The 19,241-nt window shown below is 44.7% G+C and carries 18 protein-coding genes and 1 tRNA gene; 8 read left to right on the forward strand and 11 right to left on the reverse strand.

What is annotated here, in order from left to right; all coding sequences use genetic code 11:
- Positions 1 to 36: 36 nt before the first annotated feature.
- From feoB to MmiAt1_RS01215, 8 genes are all read right to left on the reverse strand, one after another.
- Positions 37 to 1,962 carry a ferrous iron transport protein B gene (gene feoB / locus MmiAt1_RS01180; RefSeq protein ID WP_318785079.1) on the reverse strand — a complete coding sequence of 642 codons (1,926 nt, stop codon included), beginning with the start codon at positions 1,960 to 1,962 and terminating at the stop codon, positions 37 to 39.
- A gap of 3 nt (positions 1,963 to 1,965) precedes the next feature.
- Entirely contained in the window at positions 1,966 to 2,214 is a 249-nt protein-coding gene (locus MmiAt1_RS01185; RefSeq protein ID WP_318785080.1) for a FeoA family protein, read from the reverse strand.
- A 159-nt stretch (positions 2,215 to 2,373) separates the two neighbouring features.
- Positions 2,374 to 2,892, reverse strand: a complete 519-nt coding sequence (locus tag MmiAt1_RS01190; protein WP_318785081.1) for a type IV pilin N-terminal domain-containing protein — start codon at positions 2,890 to 2,892, stop codon at positions 2,374 to 2,376.
- 1,158 nt (positions 2,893 to 4,050) lie between these two features.
- Positions 4,051 to 4,902: a DNA damage-inducible protein D gene (dinD, locus tag MmiAt1_RS01195; RefSeq protein ID WP_318785082.1), complete on the reverse strand. Its 852-nt coding sequence runs from the start codon at positions 4,900 to 4,902 to the stop codon at positions 4,051 to 4,053.
- A gap of 198 nt (positions 4,903 to 5,100) precedes the next feature.
- Positions 5,101 to 5,183 (reverse strand) — tRNA-Leu (locus tag MmiAt1_RS01200).
- Positions 5,184 to 5,259: 76 nt separating this feature from the next.
- Positions 5,260 to 7,785 (reverse strand): carbamoyltransferase HypF, encoded by a 2,526-nt coding sequence (gene hypF, locus MmiAt1_RS01205; protein ID WP_318785083.1) that lies wholly within the window; start codon positions 7,783 to 7,785, stop codon positions 5,260 to 5,262.
- A 197-nt stretch (positions 7,786 to 7,982) separates the two neighbouring features.
- Positions 7,983 to 8,540, reverse strand: a complete 558-nt coding sequence (locus tag MmiAt1_RS01210; protein WP_318785084.1) for a hydrogenase maturation protease — start codon at positions 8,538 to 8,540, stop codon at positions 7,983 to 7,985.
- Positions 8,541 to 9,025: 485 nt separating this feature from the next.
- Positions 9,026 to 9,292: a hypothetical protein gene (locus MmiAt1_RS01215; protein WP_318785085.1), complete on the reverse strand. Its 267-nt coding sequence runs from the start codon at positions 9,290 to 9,292 to the stop codon at positions 9,026 to 9,028.
- Positions 9,293 to 9,348: 56 nt separating this feature from the next.
- Between MmiAt1_RS01215 and MmiAt1_RS01220 the strand changes: the two genes are divergently transcribed.
- Positions 9,349 to 9,777, forward strand: a complete 429-nt coding sequence (locus MmiAt1_RS01220; RefSeq protein WP_318785086.1) for a hypothetical protein — start codon at positions 9,349 to 9,351, stop codon at positions 9,775 to 9,777.
- Between the two features lie 252 nt (positions 9,778 to 10,029).
- Here MmiAt1_RS01220 and MmiAt1_RS01225 read toward each other — a convergent pair whose 3' ends face one another.
- The 3 genes from MmiAt1_RS01225 to MmiAt1_RS01235 are packed head-to-tail and all read right to left on the reverse strand — an operon-like array spanning position 10,030 to position 13,759.
- Positions 10,030 to 10,794 (reverse strand): cytochrome B, encoded by a 765-nt coding sequence (locus tag MmiAt1_RS01225; protein ID WP_318785087.1) that lies wholly within the window; start codon positions 10,792 to 10,794, stop codon positions 10,030 to 10,032.
- Between the two features lie 13 nt (positions 10,795 to 10,807).
- On the reverse strand, positions 10,808 to 12,598 hold the full coding sequence (locus MmiAt1_RS01230) for a nickel-dependent hydrogenase large subunit (protein WP_318785088.1): 1,791 nt from the start codon (positions 12,596 to 12,598) through the stop codon (positions 10,808 to 10,810).
- A 6-nt stretch (positions 12,599 to 12,604) separates the two neighbouring features.
- On the reverse strand, positions 12,605 to 13,759 hold the full coding sequence (locus MmiAt1_RS01235) for a hydrogenase small subunit (RefSeq protein WP_318785089.1): 1,155 nt from the start codon (positions 13,757 to 13,759) through the stop codon (positions 12,605 to 12,607).
- A gap of 734 nt (positions 13,760 to 14,493) precedes the next feature.
- On the opposite strand from MmiAt1_RS01235, the gene MmiAt1_RS01240 reads away from it, so the two are divergent.
- The 7 genes from MmiAt1_RS01240 to cutA all read left to right on the forward strand — a co-directional run bounded on the left by MmiAt1_RS01240 (position 14,494) and on the right by cutA (position 19,183).
- The gene (locus tag MmiAt1_RS01240; RefSeq protein ID WP_318785090.1) at positions 14,494 to 14,751 is read left to right on the forward strand and encodes a HypC/HybG/HupF family hydrogenase formation chaperone; all 258 of its coding nucleotides are present in this window, start codon (positions 14,494 to 14,496) and stop codon (positions 14,749 to 14,751) included.
- Positions 14,752 to 14,766: 15 nt separating this feature from the next.
- Positions 14,767 to 15,861, forward strand: coding sequence for a hydrogenase formation protein HypD (hypD, locus tag MmiAt1_RS01245; RefSeq protein WP_318785091.1), 1,095 nt, complete (start codon positions 14,767 to 14,769; stop codon positions 15,859 to 15,861).
- A gap of 33 nt (positions 15,862 to 15,894) precedes the next feature.
- A complete protein-coding gene (locus MmiAt1_RS01250; protein WP_318785092.1) occupies positions 15,895 to 16,323 on the forward strand; it encodes an MmcQ/YjbR family DNA-binding protein in 429 nt (142 codons plus the stop codon).
- Positions 16,324 to 16,692: a hydrogenase/urease maturation nickel metallochaperone HypA gene (locus MmiAt1_RS01255; protein WP_318785093.1), complete on the forward strand. Its 369-nt coding sequence runs from the start codon at positions 16,324 to 16,326 to the stop codon at positions 16,690 to 16,692. It abuts the gene before it with no gap.
- Between the two features lie 215 nt (positions 16,693 to 16,907).
- Positions 16,908 to 17,600 carry a hydrogenase nickel incorporation protein HypB gene (hypB, locus tag MmiAt1_RS01260; protein ID WP_318785094.1) on the forward strand — a complete coding sequence of 231 codons (693 nt, stop codon included), beginning with the start codon at positions 16,908 to 16,910 and terminating at the stop codon, positions 17,598 to 17,600.
- Between the two features lie 119 nt (positions 17,601 to 17,719).
- Positions 17,720 to 18,781, forward strand: coding sequence for a hydrogenase expression/formation protein HypE (gene hypE, locus MmiAt1_RS01265; RefSeq protein WP_318785095.1), 1,062 nt, complete (start codon positions 17,720 to 17,722; stop codon positions 18,779 to 18,781).
- A 57-nt stretch (positions 18,782 to 18,838) separates the two neighbouring features.
- Complete coding sequence (cutA, locus tag MmiAt1_RS01270; RefSeq protein ID WP_318785096.1) at positions 18,839 to 19,183, forward strand: divalent-cation tolerance protein CutA; 345 nt, start codon at positions 18,839 to 18,841, stop codon at positions 19,181 to 19,183.
- Positions 19,184 to 19,241 lie beyond the last annotated feature (58 nt).

Raw genomic sequence — 19,241 nt, forward strand, 5'->3', positions numbered from 1 at the left:
AGAATATCTTCAAAGTATCCGAACCTTCCGATTAAATCAAATCAATGCGAATATGAATGATCCGACATGATTAATCACACCGCCCACAAACAGCGCCGAAACCGTTGTCAATAAAACAATTCCGACCGCCGTTTTCGCATTGAATTCTTTTGCCAGAATACCGAAAACCGAAAGGCACGGCAGATAAAGCAGCGAGATAATCGCGCCGATGTACATTTGAAAACCGCTTAAATGAAGCATCAGAAGCGGCGCAACGGACATTTCGCGGCGGACAATGCCTAAAATCAGAGCCATGACGGCTTCGCCCGGCAGTCCGAGCCAGCCGACCATAAAAGGCTCCAGCCAGACAGCCAAAAGATCAAGCATTCCCGTTTCTTTGAAAATCGCCGCGATAAAAACGGCCAAAAGCATCGGCCCTTCCGCTTCCCAAATGAATTGTTTGATACGGATCCAAAGCTTTTTGAAATAGGCTTTCCGGTTCGGCATCAGCAGATTCGGCACTTCAATCACAAGCGGATCGACTTTGCCTTTGAAAACTTTGTTTGCAAGAAGCGCAACCGAGATGAAGATAATGAAAGCCGAAATCAAAACCGCCGCGAACAAACTCATCGAATAATCGGATGTCATCGCGATTAAAACGCTCATTTGAGAAATACACGGAACGGAAAAGCAAATCATGGTCGTTACCATTAAACGCTCTTTTTTCGTGGTTGCCGAGCGCGTTCCGATGATTGCGGGAACAGCGCAGCCGAAAGCCAGCATAATATTAATCAAACTGCCGCCCTGAACACCTAATTTTCGCATAATGTTGTCAAAGAGAACTGAAATGCGCGGCAAATAACCGCAGTCTTCAAGGAACGTGAAAACGAACTGGAAAATAATAACATACGGAATAACGAGTCCTAAAATCCATTCGAAACTGATTACAAAAATACCGTATTCGCCGACGAGCACATTCAGCAGAATGCCTTCGGGAATGAAGCTTGTGAAAAGATTTTGGAAAAATGGAACAATGATATTGTTAATCAGCGGCAGAATGAGCGCGGCACGTAATGCTTTTCCGGCGCCCACAACAATTCCGAGAGAGAGAACGATAACAAAAATCGCAATCGGAATTCCCGGCCACGGCTTAACCATTTTGTCGCCGAGGCGGTCTAAAAAGCCGGGTTTGACTTCTTTTGTTTCCGTTACTTCTTTGGCAAGCGTTTTGGCTTGTTCCCAATATTGAACATATCGTTCACTTTTTTCTTCATCCGAACACGATGCACCGCATGAATTTGAAGATGAAGCGGAAGAAGACGAATCGGAAGAAGATGAATCGGAAGAAGAAGAACCGGAAGAACTGGGAGAAGATGAATCCGGGAAAGATGAAGCAGAAGAACCGGAGCAATCGCAGTTACAGCCGCAGGAAGACTCCTGAGAAGAGCTTCCTTTTTGAAGCGTTTCTTCCAAAACGGTTTTTAATTCATCGAATCCGTCTTTTTTGACGGCAACCGTGGGAATAACCGGCCCGCCCAATTTTTGGGAGAGAAGTGAAACATTAATATGAATGCCTTTTCTTTCAGCAACGTCGGTCATGTTCAAAGCGTAAACAGTCGGAAGGTTATATTCTTTTAATTCCAATGCCAAACGAAGGCCGCCTTCCAGATTTGTAGCGTCTAAAACAAAAAGAACCGCTTCCGGGCCGGATTGCGCGAATCGGACGGCGATTGCTTCCGCTTCAGAATTGGCGGACATTGTGTATGTTCCGGGAACATCGATTAAAGAATAAGACCGGCCGCCGAGCTCCATTTTTCCTTCCATGTAGCTGACGGTTGTTCCGGCATAATTGGAACTGACAACATGAATGCCGGTTAATGCGGAAAAGAAAACGCTTTTTCCGACATTCGGGCTGCCCATTAACAAAACTTTATTTTGAAAACCCAGAATTTTCGGGTCTTCTTGAAGGTCATGGCATCCCATGAATCATTCAGCCTCCCGAACGATAATCTGTGATGCCAGATCTTTGCCGACAGCAACTTTTCGGGAAGAAAGATGCAGAATGACCGGTCCGCCCAGCTTATAGCAATGGCTTTTTCGGATGACGGATTTCGGGTAAATGCCAAGGCAAGAAAGTAAAGCGGCATCCGGAACACTTTCAACAACAAACTCCGTGTTGTTTTGAGCTGTGTAAATGTTTAATTGATTTTCACCATGTTGAGTTATTTTAAACACCCCTATAAAGTTTAACTGAGTAGAATAAAATTCGTATAATCGAAACTAATTTTAGAACCAGAATAATTCTATAAATAACTAACCGTGAAAAAAGTTAGTCGATTTTGTTTTTTTCAAAAATATATATAATATAGAATAAATGGAAATCTGATTAAAACATCAGTTGTAAATTACTTTTTTGAAAAGGATTTGATTATTTGAAGCATCAATCACAATCAATTCCGCCGATTCGCCGGTTTTTAAAACATTTTGAGACGGCTTTTTTGTGCTTCCCGAAACAGGATAAGCCAAAACTGCGGTTTTGCTGCTTCCGATTCCGCAAACGGCAACGGATTCTCCAATCTTGAAAGTTTCACCGGAATAATAAGATAAATCCGATTCGGACTGATTCAGCAAAACCCGTATTTGAGACATTTGAAGCGGGGCGCCGCCGGCATGTTCCAGCCGGATGACAGTGTAATCGGTTCCGCTGACATTGACGGACTCGATGCGGGCATTCAAGCTCACCGGCTGGGACGGCGTTTGGAATTCGTAGCTTAACACTTCTGTTGCCAAGTAGCCGGCCATCACGACAGTGATTGCCAAAAGGAGCAAAACGCCGACAACAGGAGAAATTCCGCGGTTGTCGGACAGGAAATTGAATTCGGATTGAGATTTTGGATTTGTTTTGGAACTCATTTTAACACCAAAATGAAATGAGAAACAAAAGCGGATAAATGTTTTTAAATAATTCAAGAAGTTATGAAATAAAAACGATAAAAATGAAAAATGATAATGGAAACTTGTATGGAAACTTGGTATGGAAACTTGGTACGGAAACCTGGTAGGAATCAAAGTAAGCAAATCGAAATAAACAGCCAAAATAAACAACCAAATAAACAAAAATATTCAGAGAGATTATATCAGCAATTTTTCCCGACCATTTTCGTGACGTCACGAAAATGGTCAAAGGATGGATTCATAAAACAGCAACAGACGACAAATCGAATAATCGGAAACTCTTTTCAGACCAATTTCGTGACACCACGAAAATGGTCAAAGACCGGACCATAAAACAGAAACAGGCGACAAATCAAATAATCGGAAACTCTTTTCAGACCAATTTCGTGACACCACGAAAATGGTCAAAGGCCGGACCATAAAACAGAAACAGGCGACAAATCAAATAGTCAGAAACTCTTTTCAGACCAATTTCGTGACACCACGAAAATGGTCAAAGACCGGACCATAAAACAGAAACAGGCGACAAATTAAATAATCAGAAACTCTTGCCCGACCAATTTCGTGACACCACGAAAATGGTCAAAGATCAAGCCATAAAACAGAACAGGCGACAAATCGAATTAGTCAGAAGCTCTTGCCCGACCAATTTCGTGACATCACGAAAATGGTCAAAGATCAGATCCATAAAGCAGAAACAAGCGGCAAAATCAAATAACCAGAAACTCTTTCGACCATTTGCGTGACGCCGCGAAAATGGTCAAAGATCAGACCCATAAAACAACAACAGGCGACAAAAACAAATAATCAGAAAATTATCCCGACCATTTTCGTGGCGCCGCGAAAATGGTCAAAGACCGGATCATAAAACAACAACAGGCGACAAAAACAAATAATCAGAAACTCTTTCGACCATTTGCGTGACACCGCGAAAATGGTCAAAGATCAGACCCATAAAACAACAGCAAGCGATAAATCAAATAATCAGAAAATTGTCCCGACCATTTTCGTGGCGTCACGAAAATGGTTAAAGAGCGGGACCATAAAACAACAACAACAGCAGATGGATCAGATACATTTCGGAAGAAACATATTCATCCATAATAACATATTTTCTTATCGTTCCGGCAATTTTCCGGATTCTTTTTCAAGTTTTTTGCGTTCTGCTTTAACTTTGCGTTCTGATTTTTTAATGTCTTCTTCGGGAGGAAGATCTTCGGGCTTGATGCCGCGCTGACCGAGCATATCGCGGACACCTTCGTTGTTTTGAATATGCTCGGAAGTAATAGAGGATTCTCCTTGAAGGTCTTCCTGCAAAACATTGTAATTTGTCATTTCCGTCGCAAGATTTTTTGCGGCAATTGTTAAAGCCGGCAGAAAATCCGCCAAAGGCCGCGTTTGGATAATACCGTATTTCGCTTTCATGATTTGTGTTGTATTTCCGCCGAAAAGCGCCGCATCGCCCGCAGACCGGATCCGTCCGAAACCGACCTCGTCAACACCGCGGTCATAAATGTTTTGCGACAGCGTTTTTTCAGATTCGCGAAGCTTTTCTCTGACATTCATCCGGGTTTGCAGTTTCATTCGTTCTTCAATTAACTCTTGTTTTCGGGTTTGAACCGCAAAATAACTCTGTGCAAAAGCAATGTTTTCCTTTCGCGGGTCCCCGTTTTGAGCAACCAAATAACAAGCGTATCGGGTAAGCATGAAATCTTCAATGGGGCGTTCTGTTTTGCTGCCGATTCGGACCATTTTCGTGACGTCACGAAAATGGTCGTTCGGGTCAACACCCGCTGTTTTACAAGATTCTGCCGCTTTCCCGACAACAATTTTAAAATTTTCCCAACGCGAATAACCTAACGGTTTCATTAAATCGCGCGCAAACCAGAATTCAACGTCCTCTTCAGGCAATTGCCGGCTGATTTTATCAAAATGGTCTTTAAGCTGTCGAATTGCATCTTTTTTCATATGATTTGCCTCCGATATTTTTAGACATCAGAAACAGAATCAGGCTTAACTTAAAAACATTTCAAAATTTTAAAAATCGAAAAAATAAAATAGAAGAAGAACGGCGGATTACTGAAAATAAATAAAAAAAGGCACAGCGTGGTCGGCTGTGCCTTAAATGTTTGCTTATCTCGGATCAACCCTGTTGTCATTGTTTAGTGCGAGGGGTGGGAGTTGAACCCACGAATCCCTTCGGAACCGGATCTTAAGTCCGGCGCCTTTGACCACTCGACAACCCTCGCAAAGCGAGGGTTAATCTCACATTATAATTAAAAATGCAATAAGCAACCGTATAATCATAACAATTATATTTAAAGCTTATTCCCGAAGTTCATTTTTATTCATCAATAATCGCGCCGCAGCCGATGCAACTTGGCCGTGGGAAATGCAGCCGTCGCCGGGCGGCAGGTTTTTGTGTGTCATTAAATCAACGTCGTTTGCTTTCAATGTTTCTGCCAGGACGGAAATGATGTAATCGTTATTTGCAACGCCGCCTGAAACGCAAACAGAATGAATTCCGGTTTCGGAAACATGCTTTAAAGCCAAACGGCCGATACCTTCGGCAAAAGCGTGAACAAACATTGCCGCCAGCTCATTCTTTGAAAATTTTGAAGCGTTTGAATTTGAATTTAAATTTGAATTTTCTTTTTGAATTTCCGAATAAAGATCGAAAAGAAGCGCACTTGTATCCAAAACGGTTCGTATAGAAACAGAAGCGTCATTGGGATCAACAACATTGATTCCCTTTGTTTCAAGCTTAAAGTAACTCAAATCAGGGTTTTCCCGTAAACCGTAATAAGCCGCCGATTCTAGAACCATTGCCGGCTCGCCGTCGTAAGTCCGTTCACTGCAAAGTCCCAGCATTGCGGCGGCAGCATCCAAAACGCGCCCCGAACTGCTGGAAACGGCAACGTTGAAATCGTTTTTCAATTGCGATAAAACGATTTTTGCTTCAGCGGCACCCCGCGGGAAATAAAGATTCAAAGACAGCAAATCGTCTTCCGAAAGCGTTCCGTCTAAAACGTACGGATAAAGCATGCCGAAAACCAAACGCGACGGATATTTGGTTGCCAGGTCGCCGCCGGCCATCGGCTGCGGCGCAAGAGATGAAAGGCGTTCATAATTTGTGTAAGCGCATTTTAAAATTTCGCCGCCCCAAACCGTATTGTCGTCACCGTAACCAACGCCGTCAAGCGCAATACCGATGACCGACGAATCAATCGGAAGACCGTTGTCCGCCATCACGGAACAAATATGCGCGTGATGATGCTGAACCCGAATCAGTTCGGCATTGTTTTCGGCGGCATAAGCGACATAATCTTCTGCGAATTTGGTTGTATTAAAATCAGGATGCATGTCGCAAACAACAACTTCGGGAGAAATGCCCGTCAGCTTTTGAAGTGTTTCAAACGCTTCGGCGTGATAAGCCGCTGTCTGCAAATGTTTGGTATTTCCGATATACTGTGACAAAAAAATGTTTCCGTCCTTTGAAAATGACAGCGTGTTGTTCATTTCGGCGCCGACGCCTGCAATTCCTTGGGAAACGGAAAACGGCAGACAAATTCTTTCGGGAACAAAACCGCGCGAGCGGCGCAAAAAAACGGGCGCGCCGCTGACAAAACGAATCACTGTGTCATCGGTTCTGTTCTGAACGGTCCGGTTATGGAATAAGAAATAATCGGCGACACCGGAAAGTTTGAAAAAGGCATCGTCGTTGTCAATCACCATCGGGAGTCCCGGAAGATTGGCCGATGTCATCACAAAAACATCTGTTTTCAAATAATTGAATAAAACAAAATGTGCGGCAGAATACGGGAGCATAATACCGAGATTATGAAGTTTCGGGGCTGTCGACGGCGCCAATGCATAAGAACAGGATTTGTTGCAAATAAGAATCGGACGGCGCACATTTTCAAGAAAAGAACATTCTTTTCCTTCATCGTGCCGGATTTCCGCGTTTTTTTCGGCGGCGGCAATGTTTCGAACCATGACGGCAAACGGCTGTGCCGGACGTTTCAGCCGGCTGCGCAAAAGACGGACAGCCTCTTCGTTATGAGCGTCACAGACGAGATGGAAACCGCCGTCCCCTTTGAGGGCGACAATAAAACCGTCATCGATTGCTTTTGCGGCATTTTTCAAAGCCTCGTTTCCGGAAGCCAAAACAACTGTGTTTCTTTGAATATGAGAGTTTTTAGGATCCGCTTCTGTGATGGAACTTGTTTCCGTTTTTGATTCGATTTCAGATTCAACTGCCTGTTCAAACGTATGAATCGGCCCGCATTTCGGGCAGCAAGTCGGCTGCGCATGATAACGGCGGTCATTGACATTTGTATATTCTGCCAGGCAGTCCTCACAAAGCGGGAACGTGTCCATCACCGTATTTTTCCGGTCATACGGAAGCCTGCGGACAGTTGTGTAGCGCGGGCCGCAGTTTGTGCACACCGTAAACGGATACAAGTGACGTCGGTTTTCTTTTGTCTGCATTTCAGCCAAACAATCGCTGCAGACAGCTGTGTCCGGCGGAATAATGGAGTTGCCGGACTCACCCTCGGCGCTTTCTAAAATCAAAAATTCGTCTGAAAAGAAATCGGTACCGCTGAAATTTTCATTCGTGATGTCCAATTCATCAATTCTTGAAAGCGGCGGGTTCTTGGCGGTTAAATCAGATAAAAAAGAATTCATGTTTTCGGCGGTTCCTGAAGCGAGAATCTGAACCATGTTTCCCAAATTGACAACGGATCCTGAAATGTGATTGGCATATGCTGTCCGATAAACAAAAGGCCGGAAGCCGACGCCTTGAACGACGCCTTTAATCAGAATTTTTTTGTAAACCGCTGAAACCATATCTGAAGCCCTGTCTGTCACAAATTTAGTTTTTTAACAATTCATTCCGGGAATATTAAAACAGTCGGAGGATATTGAAAATATTGAAATATGAAATTATTGAAATATGAAATTATTGAAATATGAAATTATTGAAATATGAAATTATTGAAATATGAAATTATTGAAATATTGAAAATATCAGAACCAAAAAACAATCATTCCGCCGCTTCTTTTCGGATTTCTTGAAGCACCAAAGAAATAACGCGGTCAATTGCCGCTTCAACGGCGGGGCTCATTTCGGTCGTCAAATTCACTTCATCCGGATGTTTTTGAATTTCAACGCCGTAAACAACGATTTCGGGCAAACCTTGAACTTCGCGCGCGATTCCGAGAACCGTTGGAACGGAAACATCATGGGACGACATCATTCTTCCGACGCCTTCGCCGTCCAGCAAATCTTCGCCTTTGATTTTTAAAATTGCGCCGAGGTTTTGGTCGCTTTTCAAAGCGTCAATGATAATGATTTTATCAAAACCTTCCAAAAAGCAAAGCATATCCAAGCCGGAAACGCCGGCGTCCATGATATCGACTTCGGAAAGATAAGGTAAAGCGTCGGCCGGAAAATCCGAAAAGACCGGATCGGACAACGAAACCCCGGCCGCCAGTTTTTCTTTCATCACCGTCATTTTTTCAACCGTATGAATGCCGACACCGTCGTCACCCATCCATAAATTGCCGCAGCCCATGATCCGAATTGTTTTTGAAAGCGCCATAATTATCCGCCGGTTTTTAAATCATATTTTGAATTGAAATTATTTTGAATTGGATTGAAATTATTTTAAATTGAATTGAAATTATTTTGAATGGAATGGAAATTATTGATGTGAATGCTGATTTTTTGTAAAAGAATTCAATGGAAAAGAGATTGACAATATTGTATAAAAGGTCTTCTAAATCTGAAAAACCGAAAAAAAGAAATGTCAGAATGTTTTCATCCGAGTTTTTTGAGAAACGGACTGATTTCAAACCCAAACATCGGTTTTCATAAACTTTTCAAACCCGAACCCCCGATAAAACCATGAAAAAAGAAAAGGGCTCGAAAATTCATTCAAAAAACGGGGTTCGGTTTTCTTTAACATTGACAAAAACGATGTTTCGGTTCGGAAAAATTAAAGAAAAACCGAAACAACCACCTCCAACGACGAGTTTTGTGAGCGTAGCGAGCAAAAGGAGGAGTTGGAGATTCGTCCCAATGATTTCAATTAACTGCAAACAGCATTTTTAATGTATTTGTTTTTACTATTTTTTTGCTGTCATCTGCTTTTGCTGTCATCTGCTTCTGCTGCCACTTGCTTCTGCTGCCGCCTGCTTCTGCTGCCGCCTGCTTCTGCTGCCGCCTGCTTCTGCTGCCGCCTGCTTCTGCTGCCGCCTGCTTCTGCTGCCATCTGCTTCTGCCGTCATCTGCTTCTGCTGCCATCTGCTTCTGCTGCCACTTGCTTCTGCTGCCACCTGCTTCTGCTGTCATCTGTTTCTGCTGTCATCTGCTGCTGCCATCATCTGTACCAACTGCATGCGTTCCATATGTATCATCTCATTCTCATCACATCCGCTCGCTACGCGAGCGTGGGCACAGATTACCTTCAGGTTTCCGTTGCTGCTGCTACCTTCAGGTTTCCGTTGCTGCTGCTACCTTCAGGTTTCCGTTGCTGCTGCTACCTTCAGGTTTCCGTTGCTGCTGCTACCTTCAGGTTTCCGTTGCTGCTGCTACCTTCAGGTTTCCGTTGCTGTTGTTACCTTCAAGTTTCCGTTGCTGCTGCCTTCAGGTTTCCGTTGCTGCTGCTACCTTCAGGTTTCCGTTGCTGCTGCCTTCAGGTTTCCGTTGCTGCTGCTACCTTCGGGTTTCCGTTGCTGTTGTTACCTTCAGGTTTCCGTTGCTGCTGCCTTCAGGTTTCCGTTGCTGTTGTTACCTTCAGGTTTTCGTTGCTGCTGCTACCTTCAGGTTTTCGTTAATACAGTTGCCGATTTGCAGCTCTGCTTCTGCCTCTGCCGCCGTCTTCCGCGCGCGAGCCGCATAATTTTTCAAAAAAATCAAAATCCGAACCATGTTTTTAAAGATTGATCTCGGGATGAAACAAAACAAAATAAAACAAAATAAAACAAATAAAACAGCAACAGACAAAAATGAAATCGAATTAAAGTAAAAAAAGAAGAAAAGAAAAGGAAACAGAGGGTTTCCTTAAATTTTCCTTTTCATTTCAAAACTTAATGATGTTCTTCTTCGTCGATGACCTGAACAACCGGGCTGTCCAAATATTCTTTACCGTCGATGAAAATCGATCTCCAGTACTTGAACACTTTGGTATCGAATTCCAAAATGAACGCGTGGCAAATCAATTCAAAGATAAAGAAGTATGTGAGCGCCAAGTGGAGCCAGCGGGCGAATTCAAGACCGTTCATGTTCAGAATCGGTGAAATCCAGCCGAAGATGATCGTCAGCCAGTGAGCGATCGGGATTCCGACAATATTCCAGTCAACCTTGTAAAGGACGATTCCGGTAATGAAGATCAAGAAGATACACATACCTTCAACAACGATGAAAATTTTAAACATCGGGTGAAGTTTTGTCTTGTAGTGGCCGGTGGCTTTGTTGTAGACCGTAAATTCAGGATACTTCTCTTGCTTTCCGAAGAAATTGAGAACCATGCCCTTCAAACGATAGTAATCTTCCTTGTTGAAGATGTAACTGTAGTAGAAGTGGTTGATGACACCCTTGACACCGCCTTCCTGCCATCCGTGGGAAAGGATTCCGTACGGAACCAAACACCAGTTGGTCAAAATCAGGACGGGAACCATAATCATGTGCAAAATGCGCGCGTTATGGAACGAGATAATCTCTCCCCAGCCGAAGTAAATGGCCAGACCTGTAAAGATTAAAACCAGCATAGCGATGGCGTGGAACGTGTGTGTCCAGCGCTCAAGCCAGTTGTATCGTTCTACGGTTTTGGTTTTCTGTGCATTTGCTGACATTTAGAAAACCTCCTTAGAATAATTCATAGTCTTTCGGAGCATTCTTTCCTGTTGCATCAATTGTGTGAACGGCACACGCAATACACGGGTCGTAGGAACGGCCGACGTGGAGAATGGCGACAGGGTTTGTATAATCTGCGCCGCCAACATTGTCAACGCCTGAAATCGCATTGCCGACAAGTGCTTGTTCAATCGGGCTCGGAATTCCGTTTTCATCGCGGGGTCCCAAGTTCCATGTACTCGGAACGATGGCCTGATAGTTCTTGGTTTTTCCGGAACCGTCCGCGGAAATCCAGTGGCCGAGTGCGCCTCTGGGAGCTTCCCAAATACCCATACCTTGGTTGTCTTTTGCGGCTCTCATGTCAAGCGGTGTTGCAAAGGACTGTCCGGGGTCGATGTCGTTGAGGAAGTCAACAATCTTGTGCGCAATAACTGCAGTTTCCTGCATGCGGGCAAGCACTCTGGTGTAAACGTTTGCCGGAGACATTCCGTTGTCTGCGAATGCTTTTGCGAGACCGGTCACCAACGGGTCCTGTGCGACAATCATTCTGGCAAGCGGACCGACTTCCGCGGCAATGCCGTCGTAGCGCGGTGCTTTGAGCCAGCTGTATTTGTCAGTCGGGCCTGCATTCAGGTCAATCTTGTTTGTGTCGGAGAGCGGAACAGTGGTTCCGTCATACGGGTGTCTGGACGGGGTGTCGTCTTCGTAGAAAGCGCACTGAATGCTTTCGGAAATCTTGGCGGTGTCCAAGTCTTCAAACTTCAAGTTGCTTGCACGGACAATACCGGATGTCAAGAAACGCTCGCCTGTCGGGCTTGAAGGGGTGTAACCTTCTTTGGTGCTGTCATAGAACTCACCGTAGGACAAGAAGCACATCTTGCTTGCATCGCTGTAGCCGCCGAGTTTGTCGTGTCTTAAGCTGGCCGGAAGACCGAGGAGCTTTTCACCGACAAGTTCGGAACCGAATGCCGCATAGAATTCGACGTCTTTCCAGCCGCTTTCTCTGGAGAAATCCTTGGATTTGTCAATTAAACCGGAAAGGTGGTCAATGACGAATTTAACGGCTGCGTCGGGTGATTTTGCGTAGTGGGTGTTTTCGACCCATGTGTCAAGATCGACACCGAGCGTGTAGTTCTGAACGAATTCCATCACTTTCAAGTAAATGGCCGCTGCTTTTGAAATTTCGCCGAGGTCAGGCGTACAGGTGACACCGCCGGCAACGGTAACAGCCTGGTGGGGCATTTTACCGCCGAAAAGGGCGATTGCTTCCTGAAGTCTCTTTTTCTCGGGAATTGCGTTTAAGTAGCTGGTACCGACCGGAACCGGCTGACCGTCAATCTTGTAGGAAAGCGGTGCGAATCTGCCGACGAGTTCTTTCCAGACAGCTTCGCCGGTTGCGCCCAAATTAAGGGTGGAGCCGGTCAAAACATCTCTGTATCTCGGGTTGGCCAAGTCGGGGCCGAATAAAATGTAGATGTGTGTTGCGTGACTTGCAACAGTGTTGGCTGCCTGAATAAAGTTTCTGACAGCAAGCGCGTTCTTCGGAACGCTTTCTGCAACTTGGTACAAATCGTCAAGTGCGTTTGTTGCGGTCATGGAGTGTGAAATCGGGCAGACACCGCAGATTCTTGCAACATGAAGGGATGCGTCTCTGGGATCTTTGTTCTGAAGCATGCGTTCAAAACCGCGGAAAAGCATACCGCCGCTCTGTGCGGAGGTGATGATACCGTTGCTGTCGACTTCAGCGGACACTCTCATGTGACCTTCAATTCTTGTTAAGGGATCAACTGTAACTTTAACCATTTTTCATCACTTCTCCTTGTTAACTCTGCGGACAGCGTGAACAGCAGCGGCTGCGACAGCTGCACCGATTGCAAGGGCTGCGACAGTTCCGATGTTGACGCCGAACAGGACGCCTGCGCTTTCTCTCTCAACATAGTAGGGCATTGAGCCGTTGGGGAAAATCGGTTCGACACAAGCGATACACGGGCCGCCGGCCTGCATACAGACGCTTGTTCCGTTGTTCCACTTTCTGAGTGCACAGTCTGCGTGGACGTACGGTGCTTTACAGCCGACTTTCCAGAGACAGCCGCCTTCTGCGAATCTCTTGTCGAGAACGCCTCTGTCATAGAAGCCGCGTCTCGGGCAGTTGTCGTGGAGTGTGTTGTTCGGGGGATAGAAGACCTTGGGTCTGCCGTCGCCGTCCAAAATGCCGTCCATGTTGTTTAAGTCAATCTTGCCGAGGAGAACAGCTGCGACGGTTAAGAAGAACCAGTCGGGGTGTGCCGGGCATCCGGGAAGGTTGATGACGGGTTTGTTGTTGATTCCGAGAACCTCGTTCATTCCGCCTTTTTTGTTTTCGGTTTGGTTGACGCCCATAAAGTCGCAGTATTTCTTTGTGTCACAATCCGTGACAGTGATACCGCCGTAAGTTGCGCATGTACCGAGTGCGATAATCGCTGCTGCATTCTTTGCAGACTTTTCGTAAATGCTCTTGAAGGTGTGGTTTCCGATCATGTTGATTTTTCCCGTACCTGACGGGCCGTTTCCGATGGATCCTTCAACAACAAGGATGTAGCCGCCTTCTTTGACGAGTTCATCCAGTAAAATTTCACCGTTTAAATCAGATGTACCGACCAATTTACCGTCAACAAAGATACCCTGCTGCGCCAAAAGCGTCTCATGGTAAGCCAATGTGATGTTTAATTCGCTGAGCGCGTCCGCAAATTCCGGGCTGCTGCCGTTTAATGCGGATTCTGAACAGCCTGTACATTCTGCACCGTGAAGCCAGACAACCTTTGTTTCGGGGAAAGCGGCCAACGCGTCAGCCAACTGTTTTCCGTAAAGCGAAACAAAAGAAGTTGCTCCAAGGGCCGCCACCGCCTTTAAAAAAGTACGGCGGTCAACCTTGAGAATATCAAGGTTTTTGAATTGTTCAATCATATTCAATTTTTCACTAGCCATTTGAAAACCCTCTACTGTAAACACTATTAAGTAGTAGCATGAGACTATATCCGCTATGGTCTATATAAACATTACCCACATTTTTAAATAAAAAACGTGCAGGATTGGAACGAAAAATGATAAATGAAAAAAACAAATTTCGACATACAGAACAATCTTTTTTGAAAAATCCCGAAAAACACCGAATTTATGAAAAGAATTTGACGAAACGAAAACAAAATTCGACATCAATAAACCAAATATTGAACGTTAGAATATAAATCAAAATAAATAAATCATAATGATAATACATGATAATAAAGACACAGATAAAAAGCAAAAAATGACAAAATGTGACAAATAACTGAAGAAAAAAAGAAGAAAATTACAGAATTTTTTAAAAATTTTCAGAAATCATTAAAAATTTTCAGAAATCTTTAAAAATTTTTCAGAAAACTTTAAAATTTTTCAAATATCCCTAAAATTTTTCAGAAACCCTTAAAATTTTTCAAAAAATGATTAAAACACATATATTTCGAATTCTCAAACACAGATTTATTATAGGATGAAAGAAACGACACAATTAATCATAACATATAATGAATATGTCACAAACATATCATAAGCATATACAATTGCAACAAATATGTCACAAGCATATACAATGCAAAAATATGTCATAAACATGAATACAATGACATGAGAATGCTGTGAAAATGACATGAAATAAAAACAGAAAAGAGAGGCGAAGAGAGATGTGTATTGCAATTCCCGGAAAAATTTCCAAAATTATTTCTGAAAATCAGGCTGAGGTGGATTTCGGCGGCGTTTTCAGAGACGTAAATTTAGATCTGCTGGGCGGATCTTCTGAAATTAATGTCGGCGACCATGTTTTGGTTCATGTCGGTTATGCGATTTCAGTGATTACGGAAGAAGAAGCGCGTTTGACAAGAGAAGCGTTTGACGAACTTTTAGAAGCCAACGAAGAATTCGACCGGTCTGTCGGCGCTTAAATCGGAGAGGAGAAGATGACAAAAACAGACCCGTTCATTCAAAATCCGATAGAGGTGCAGAAAAAACTGATTGAAAATATCGCCGCCTATCCGAAACCGGCCCGAATCATGCACATCTGCGGCACACACGAGCGAACGATTGCCAAATACGGCATCCGCAGTTTGCTTCCCGGCAGAATCGAAGTGTTAAGCGGCCCGGGATGTCCGGTTTGTGTGACGCCCGACGATGACATTGACACGGCCATCATTTTGGCGAAAAAAGGACTGACGGTCGTCACCTTCGGAGATATGCTCCGCGTTCCGGGAACCGAAGAAAGCTTATTTGACGCCCGCGCCGAAGGCGCCGATGTCCGAATGGTCTACTCCATTGACGACGCCGTCAAACTGGCCGCCGAAAATCCCGACAAAGAAATCGTCTTTTTTTCAATCGGCTTTGAAACAACCATTCCGACAACTGCCGCTGCCGTTCTGCGCGGCCTTCCGCCGAATTTTTCCGTCTACACTTCTCTTAAATTAACACCGCCTGCAATCAGTCTGCTCGTTCAGGACATCAACGTCGACGCGTTCATCGCGCCCGGCCACGTTGCCGTCATTACCGGAACCGTCCCGTACGAAGAATTCGCGGAAAAAGACTATCCGATTGCCGTTGCCGGCTTTGAGTCCTATGACATACTGCTCGGCATCAAAATGCTTTTGGACCAGCTGGAAGCCGGCACATCGGCCGTTGAAAACGCATACATGCGCGCTGTCAAAACAGAGGGCAACCCGATTGCGGTGAAAATGATGAACGACGTTTTTGATGTTGTCGACGTCGAATGGCGCGGTCTCGGCATTATCCCGGATTCCGGCTACCGCCTGAAAGAAAAATATCAGGACCACGACGCGGCAATCAAATTCAAAGATACGTATGAAGACAGTTTAAACGAACTGCGCGAAATCAGAAAGAAGAAAAAGAAAAACTGCATCTGCGCAACAATTTTGACCGGAAAAGCAACGCCTGCCGACTGTCCGATGTTTGAGAAAGCCTGCCGCCCGGAAAGCCCGATCGGACCCTGCATGGTCAGCGACGAAGGCATGTGCCACAGCTGGTACAAATACTGCCGCGATTAAAAAACAAATCGGCATAAGCAGAGGAATCGGATAATGACAAAAATAGAATTCAGCGTCACACCATGGCCGGAAGACACCATGGAAAATTTCCGATGGCTGGATGAATTATTGCTGAAGCAGCCGGCGACTGAAAAAGAATTTCAGCCTGCATGGCAAGCCTATAAGTATTTGCTGCGGGGCAAAATGTATGCTTACATCGGCGTCAACGACCAAAACGGGCGCCCCGTCATCACTTTGAAATTGGAGCCCATGTACAGTGACATGCTTCGCCGCGATTTTGACGATATTGTGCCGGGTTATTATATGAATAAACTGCACTGGAGCACGGTCTATCTGGACAGCGATGTGCCGCGGGAAGTGATTGCCGACATGGTGTGTGCGTCTCACAGAGTCGTTCTGGCATCATTAAGCAAGAAAGCGCAGCAGGAAATATTGGAAAGACAGACAACGGAGACATTGTAAATGCATGAATATTCACTGGCAATGGACTTAATGGAAAGCGTGTTGGCGGCAGCCGCTGAAAACAACGCGTCTGTTGTCAATCACATCAGCGTGAAAGTCGGAAAAATCGCGCACGTCAATCCGACACAGCTGGAATTCTGCCTGAAATCCATCGGCGAAGGAACAATCGCCGAAAACGCGGAATATTCGTTTGAATACATCGAACCTGAAATCCAATGCGCCTGCGGTTATTTCGGAAAGCCGAACGAGACCGAAGACAGCCTGGACATGCTGGAATATTTAGTGTCCCTGGTCTGCCCGCTGTGCGGTAAAAATGTGGAAGTCATCGGCGGAACGGAACTGGTTGTTGACTCAATTGATATTGATTAATTCACTTCATAAAATTAATTTCATAAAACAAATTCAAAACAAATTCAAAACAAATTCAAAACAAATTCAAAACAAATTCAAAACAAATTCATAAAACAAATTCATAAAACAAATCATAAAGCAAATTCATAAAACAAATCATAAAGCAAATCATAAAATTAAAACAAATTCATAATTGATACAATACATAAAATGAAAAACAAGAGGAATCAAAAATGTGGAACACTTTTTTGGCAACGGGGCATATTATTAACATCGGTCACGATGTGTTTAAAGAAAACAGAAAACTTGCGGACAAAAACCGCGAAATTCTCAAGAAGGCGGGCGTTTTTTCCGTCAATATTATGGGCGCAATCGGCTCGGGCAAGACGACGCTGATTGAAGAAGCGATTAAAGCGCTTGACGGCAAATATAAAATTGCGGTTATTGCCGGCGACGTTATTGCCGACATGGATGCTTCCCGCTTTGAAAAGCTCGGGGTTAAAACAATTCCGGCCAACACGGGAAAAGAATGCCATTTGGACGCGCATATCGTCAACGATCTGCTTAAAAAGAATGATTTGAGCGGCTGCGATATTCTGTTTATTGAAAATGTCGGCAACTTGATCTGCCCGACTGACTTTGACCTCGGCGAAGATATGAAAATCGTTGTTGTCAGCGTCAGCGAAGGCGATGACATTGTCTTAAAGCATCCCGTCATCTTTAAAACATCCGATATGGCCGTCATTAACAAGATTGACATTGCCGAAGCCGTCGGCGTTGACCCGGCAACGATGGTCAGAGACGCAAAATCACTGAATGAAAACATTCCGATTCTGCTGACATCCAAAAAGCAGGAAGAAACTGTTGCCGAGTGGGTCAAGACCATTGAAAACGCAATGCTTGAGAAAAAAGCCGGCAAAAATTAAACGAATGTTGAATATTTACTGAAAATCAATGCTGAAAATATATTGAAAAATAATGCTGAAGAACCAATACTGAAAAGAGCGGAACACAATTCGGATTACAGTCATCGGGGACGGGATTTATGGCGAAAGAAAATAAAATTTCAATGGAACACGGTGCCGGCGGACAGCAGATGCAGTCTTTGATCGGCAACATCATTTTAAAGAATTTCACGAACACAAAAGCGGGTTCTGTCGGGCTGGAGGCGCTGGATGACGGCGCGACAATTGCTTTTGACCGCGCATTTATTGCCGAAAACAAAAATGCGGAGCTGGTGATGACAACCGACAGCCATGTTGTGAAACCGATTTTCTTTCCCGGCGGCGACATCGGAAAAGTGGCCGTCTGCGGCGCAATCAATGACCTGGCCGTCATGGGCGCCCGTCCGCTTGCCGTCAGCAGCGGCATGATTATTCCCGAAGGTTTCAGTATTGCGGATTTGGAAAAAGTGGTTCATTCGATGAACGACGCGCTGACGGAAGTCGGGGTTCCTTTGATTACGGGAGACACGAAAACCGTTGAAGGAACGGCGCTTGACTCAATTATGATTAATATTGCCGCAATCGGCATTTGTGACGCGCCGGTCCGCGACTGCGGCCTTCGGCTCGGGGACAAAATCATCATCTCAGGCTTCATCGCCGACCACGGCATGGCGCTTTTGACCAAACGCGAAGGCTTTGAATTCAGTTCGGATTTGGAATCCGATACGGCGCCTCTTTGGAAAATGATTGAACCGATTCTTTCGATTCAAGCGGCACCGGGAGAGCGGGCGGTCACCGCCATGAAAGATCCGACGCGCGGCGGCGTTGCCGACGCATTGAATGAAATGGCGCAGAAAAGTAAAGTCGGAATCCGCATTTACGAAGAAAAACTTCCGATTCGGGAGGCTGTTGTGACTTCCTGCGAAATGCTCGGATTAGACCCGCTTGAAATCGCAAACGAAGGAAAAGCAGTTATCGGCGTCCGCCCCGAATGCGCGGAAGCGGTTCTGGCTTTGCTGAAACAAAACACGTACGGCAAAGACGCGGCAATCATCGGCGAAGTCGTCGAAGAGAAGCCGGGCAAAGTTATTTTGGTCTCGGAACTCGGAAGCACGCGCTATGTGGACGTGCCCACCGGAGATCCGATCCCCCGTGTCTGCTGAGGATAAATTCAATGAATTCATAAAACAAAATAAAATAAAATGAACGGAGCGAATCAAATGCCTAAAAGTGAAAAAAAGAAAAATCAATACATTTTCATTTACGCGACATTTCCGTCCAAAAAAACCGTATTAAGCATTACGGAAAAGCTGATTGAAAAGAAACTCATCGTCTGCGCCAACATCAGCGAACATGATTCCATCTATGCCTGGAACAAGCGGATTTACGAAGAAAAAGAATACGGCGTCTTCTTTAAAACACGAGAAGACAAATGGAAAAAAACCAAAAAATACATTCTGGAAAAACATCCTTATGAAACGCCCGTCATTCTGAAATTTAAAATTCGCGGATTTAACAAAGGATTTAAAAAATGGATTGATGAAAGCTTAAAAGAGCAGGATTGAGTATGGATTTAATCAAAAACTTGATGCCGATACCAATCATATTAAAAAATGCAGTCAA

The organism is Methanimicrococcus hacksteinii, from assembly GCF_032714515.1.
Lineage (GTDB): Archaea > Halobacteriota > Methanosarcinia > Methanosarcinales > Methanosarcinaceae > Methanimicrococcus > Methanimicrococcus hacksteinii.

Coding starts and splice junctions, on each gene's coding strand:
- hypD (WP_318785091.1), top strand. CDS start 14,767: ATGACAAAAACAGACCCGTTCATTCAAAATCCGATAGAGGTGCAGAAA.
- MmiAt1_RS01225 (WP_318785087.1), bottom strand. CDS start 10,794: ATGTCAGCAAATGCACAGAAAACCAAAACCGTAGAACGATACAACTGG.
- hypE (WP_318785095.1), top strand. CDS start 17,720: ATGGCGAAAGAAAATAAAATTTCAATGGAACACGGTGCCGGCGGACAG.
- MmiAt1_RS01220 (WP_318785086.1), top strand. CDS start 9,349: ATGTATCATCTCATTCTCATCACATCCGCTCGCTACGCGAGCGTGGGC.
- MmiAt1_RS01255 (WP_318785093.1), top strand. CDS start 16,324: ATGCATGAATATTCACTGGCAATGGACTTAATGGAAAGCGTGTTGGCG.
- dinD (WP_318785082.1), bottom strand. CDS start 4,902: ATGAAAAAAGATGCAATTCGACAGCTTAAAGACCATTTTGATAAAATC.
- MmiAt1_RS01240 (WP_318785090.1), top strand. CDS start 14,494: ATGTGTATTGCAATTCCCGGAAAAATTTCCAAAATTATTTCTGAAAAT.
- MmiAt1_RS01190 (WP_318785081.1), bottom strand. CDS start 2,892: ATGAGTTCCAAAACAAATCCAAAATCTCAATCCGAATTCAATTTCCTG.
- MmiAt1_RS01210 (WP_318785084.1), bottom strand. CDS start 8,540: ATGGCGCTTTCAAAAACAATTCGGATCATGGGCTGCGGCAATTTATGG.
- MmiAt1_RS01215 (WP_318785085.1), bottom strand. CDS start 9,292: ATGACAGCAGAAGCAGGTGGCAGCAGAAGCAAGTGGCAGCAGAAGCAG.
- hypF (WP_318785083.1), bottom strand. CDS start 7,785: ATGGTTTCAGCGGTTTACAAAAAAATTCTGATTAAAGGCGTCGTTCAA.
- MmiAt1_RS01235 (WP_318785089.1), bottom strand. CDS start 13,759: ATGGCTAGTGAAAAATTGAATATGATTGAACAATTCAAAAACCTTGAT.
- feoB (WP_318785079.1), bottom strand. CDS start 1,962: ATGGGATGCCATGACCTTCAAGAAGACCCGAAAATTCTGGGTTTTCAA.
- cutA (WP_318785096.1), top strand. CDS start 18,839: ATGCCTAAAAGTGAAAAAAAGAAAAATCAATACATTTTCATTTACGCG.
- MmiAt1_RS01250 (WP_318785092.1), top strand. CDS start 15,895: ATGACAAAAATAGAATTCAGCGTCACACCATGGCCGGAAGACACCATG.
- MmiAt1_RS01230 (WP_318785088.1), bottom strand. CDS start 12,598: ATGGTTAAAGTTACAGTTGATCCCTTAACAAGAATTGAAGGTCACATG.
- hypB (WP_318785094.1), top strand. CDS start 16,908: ATGTGGAACACTTTTTTGGCAACGGGGCATATTATTAACATCGGTCAC.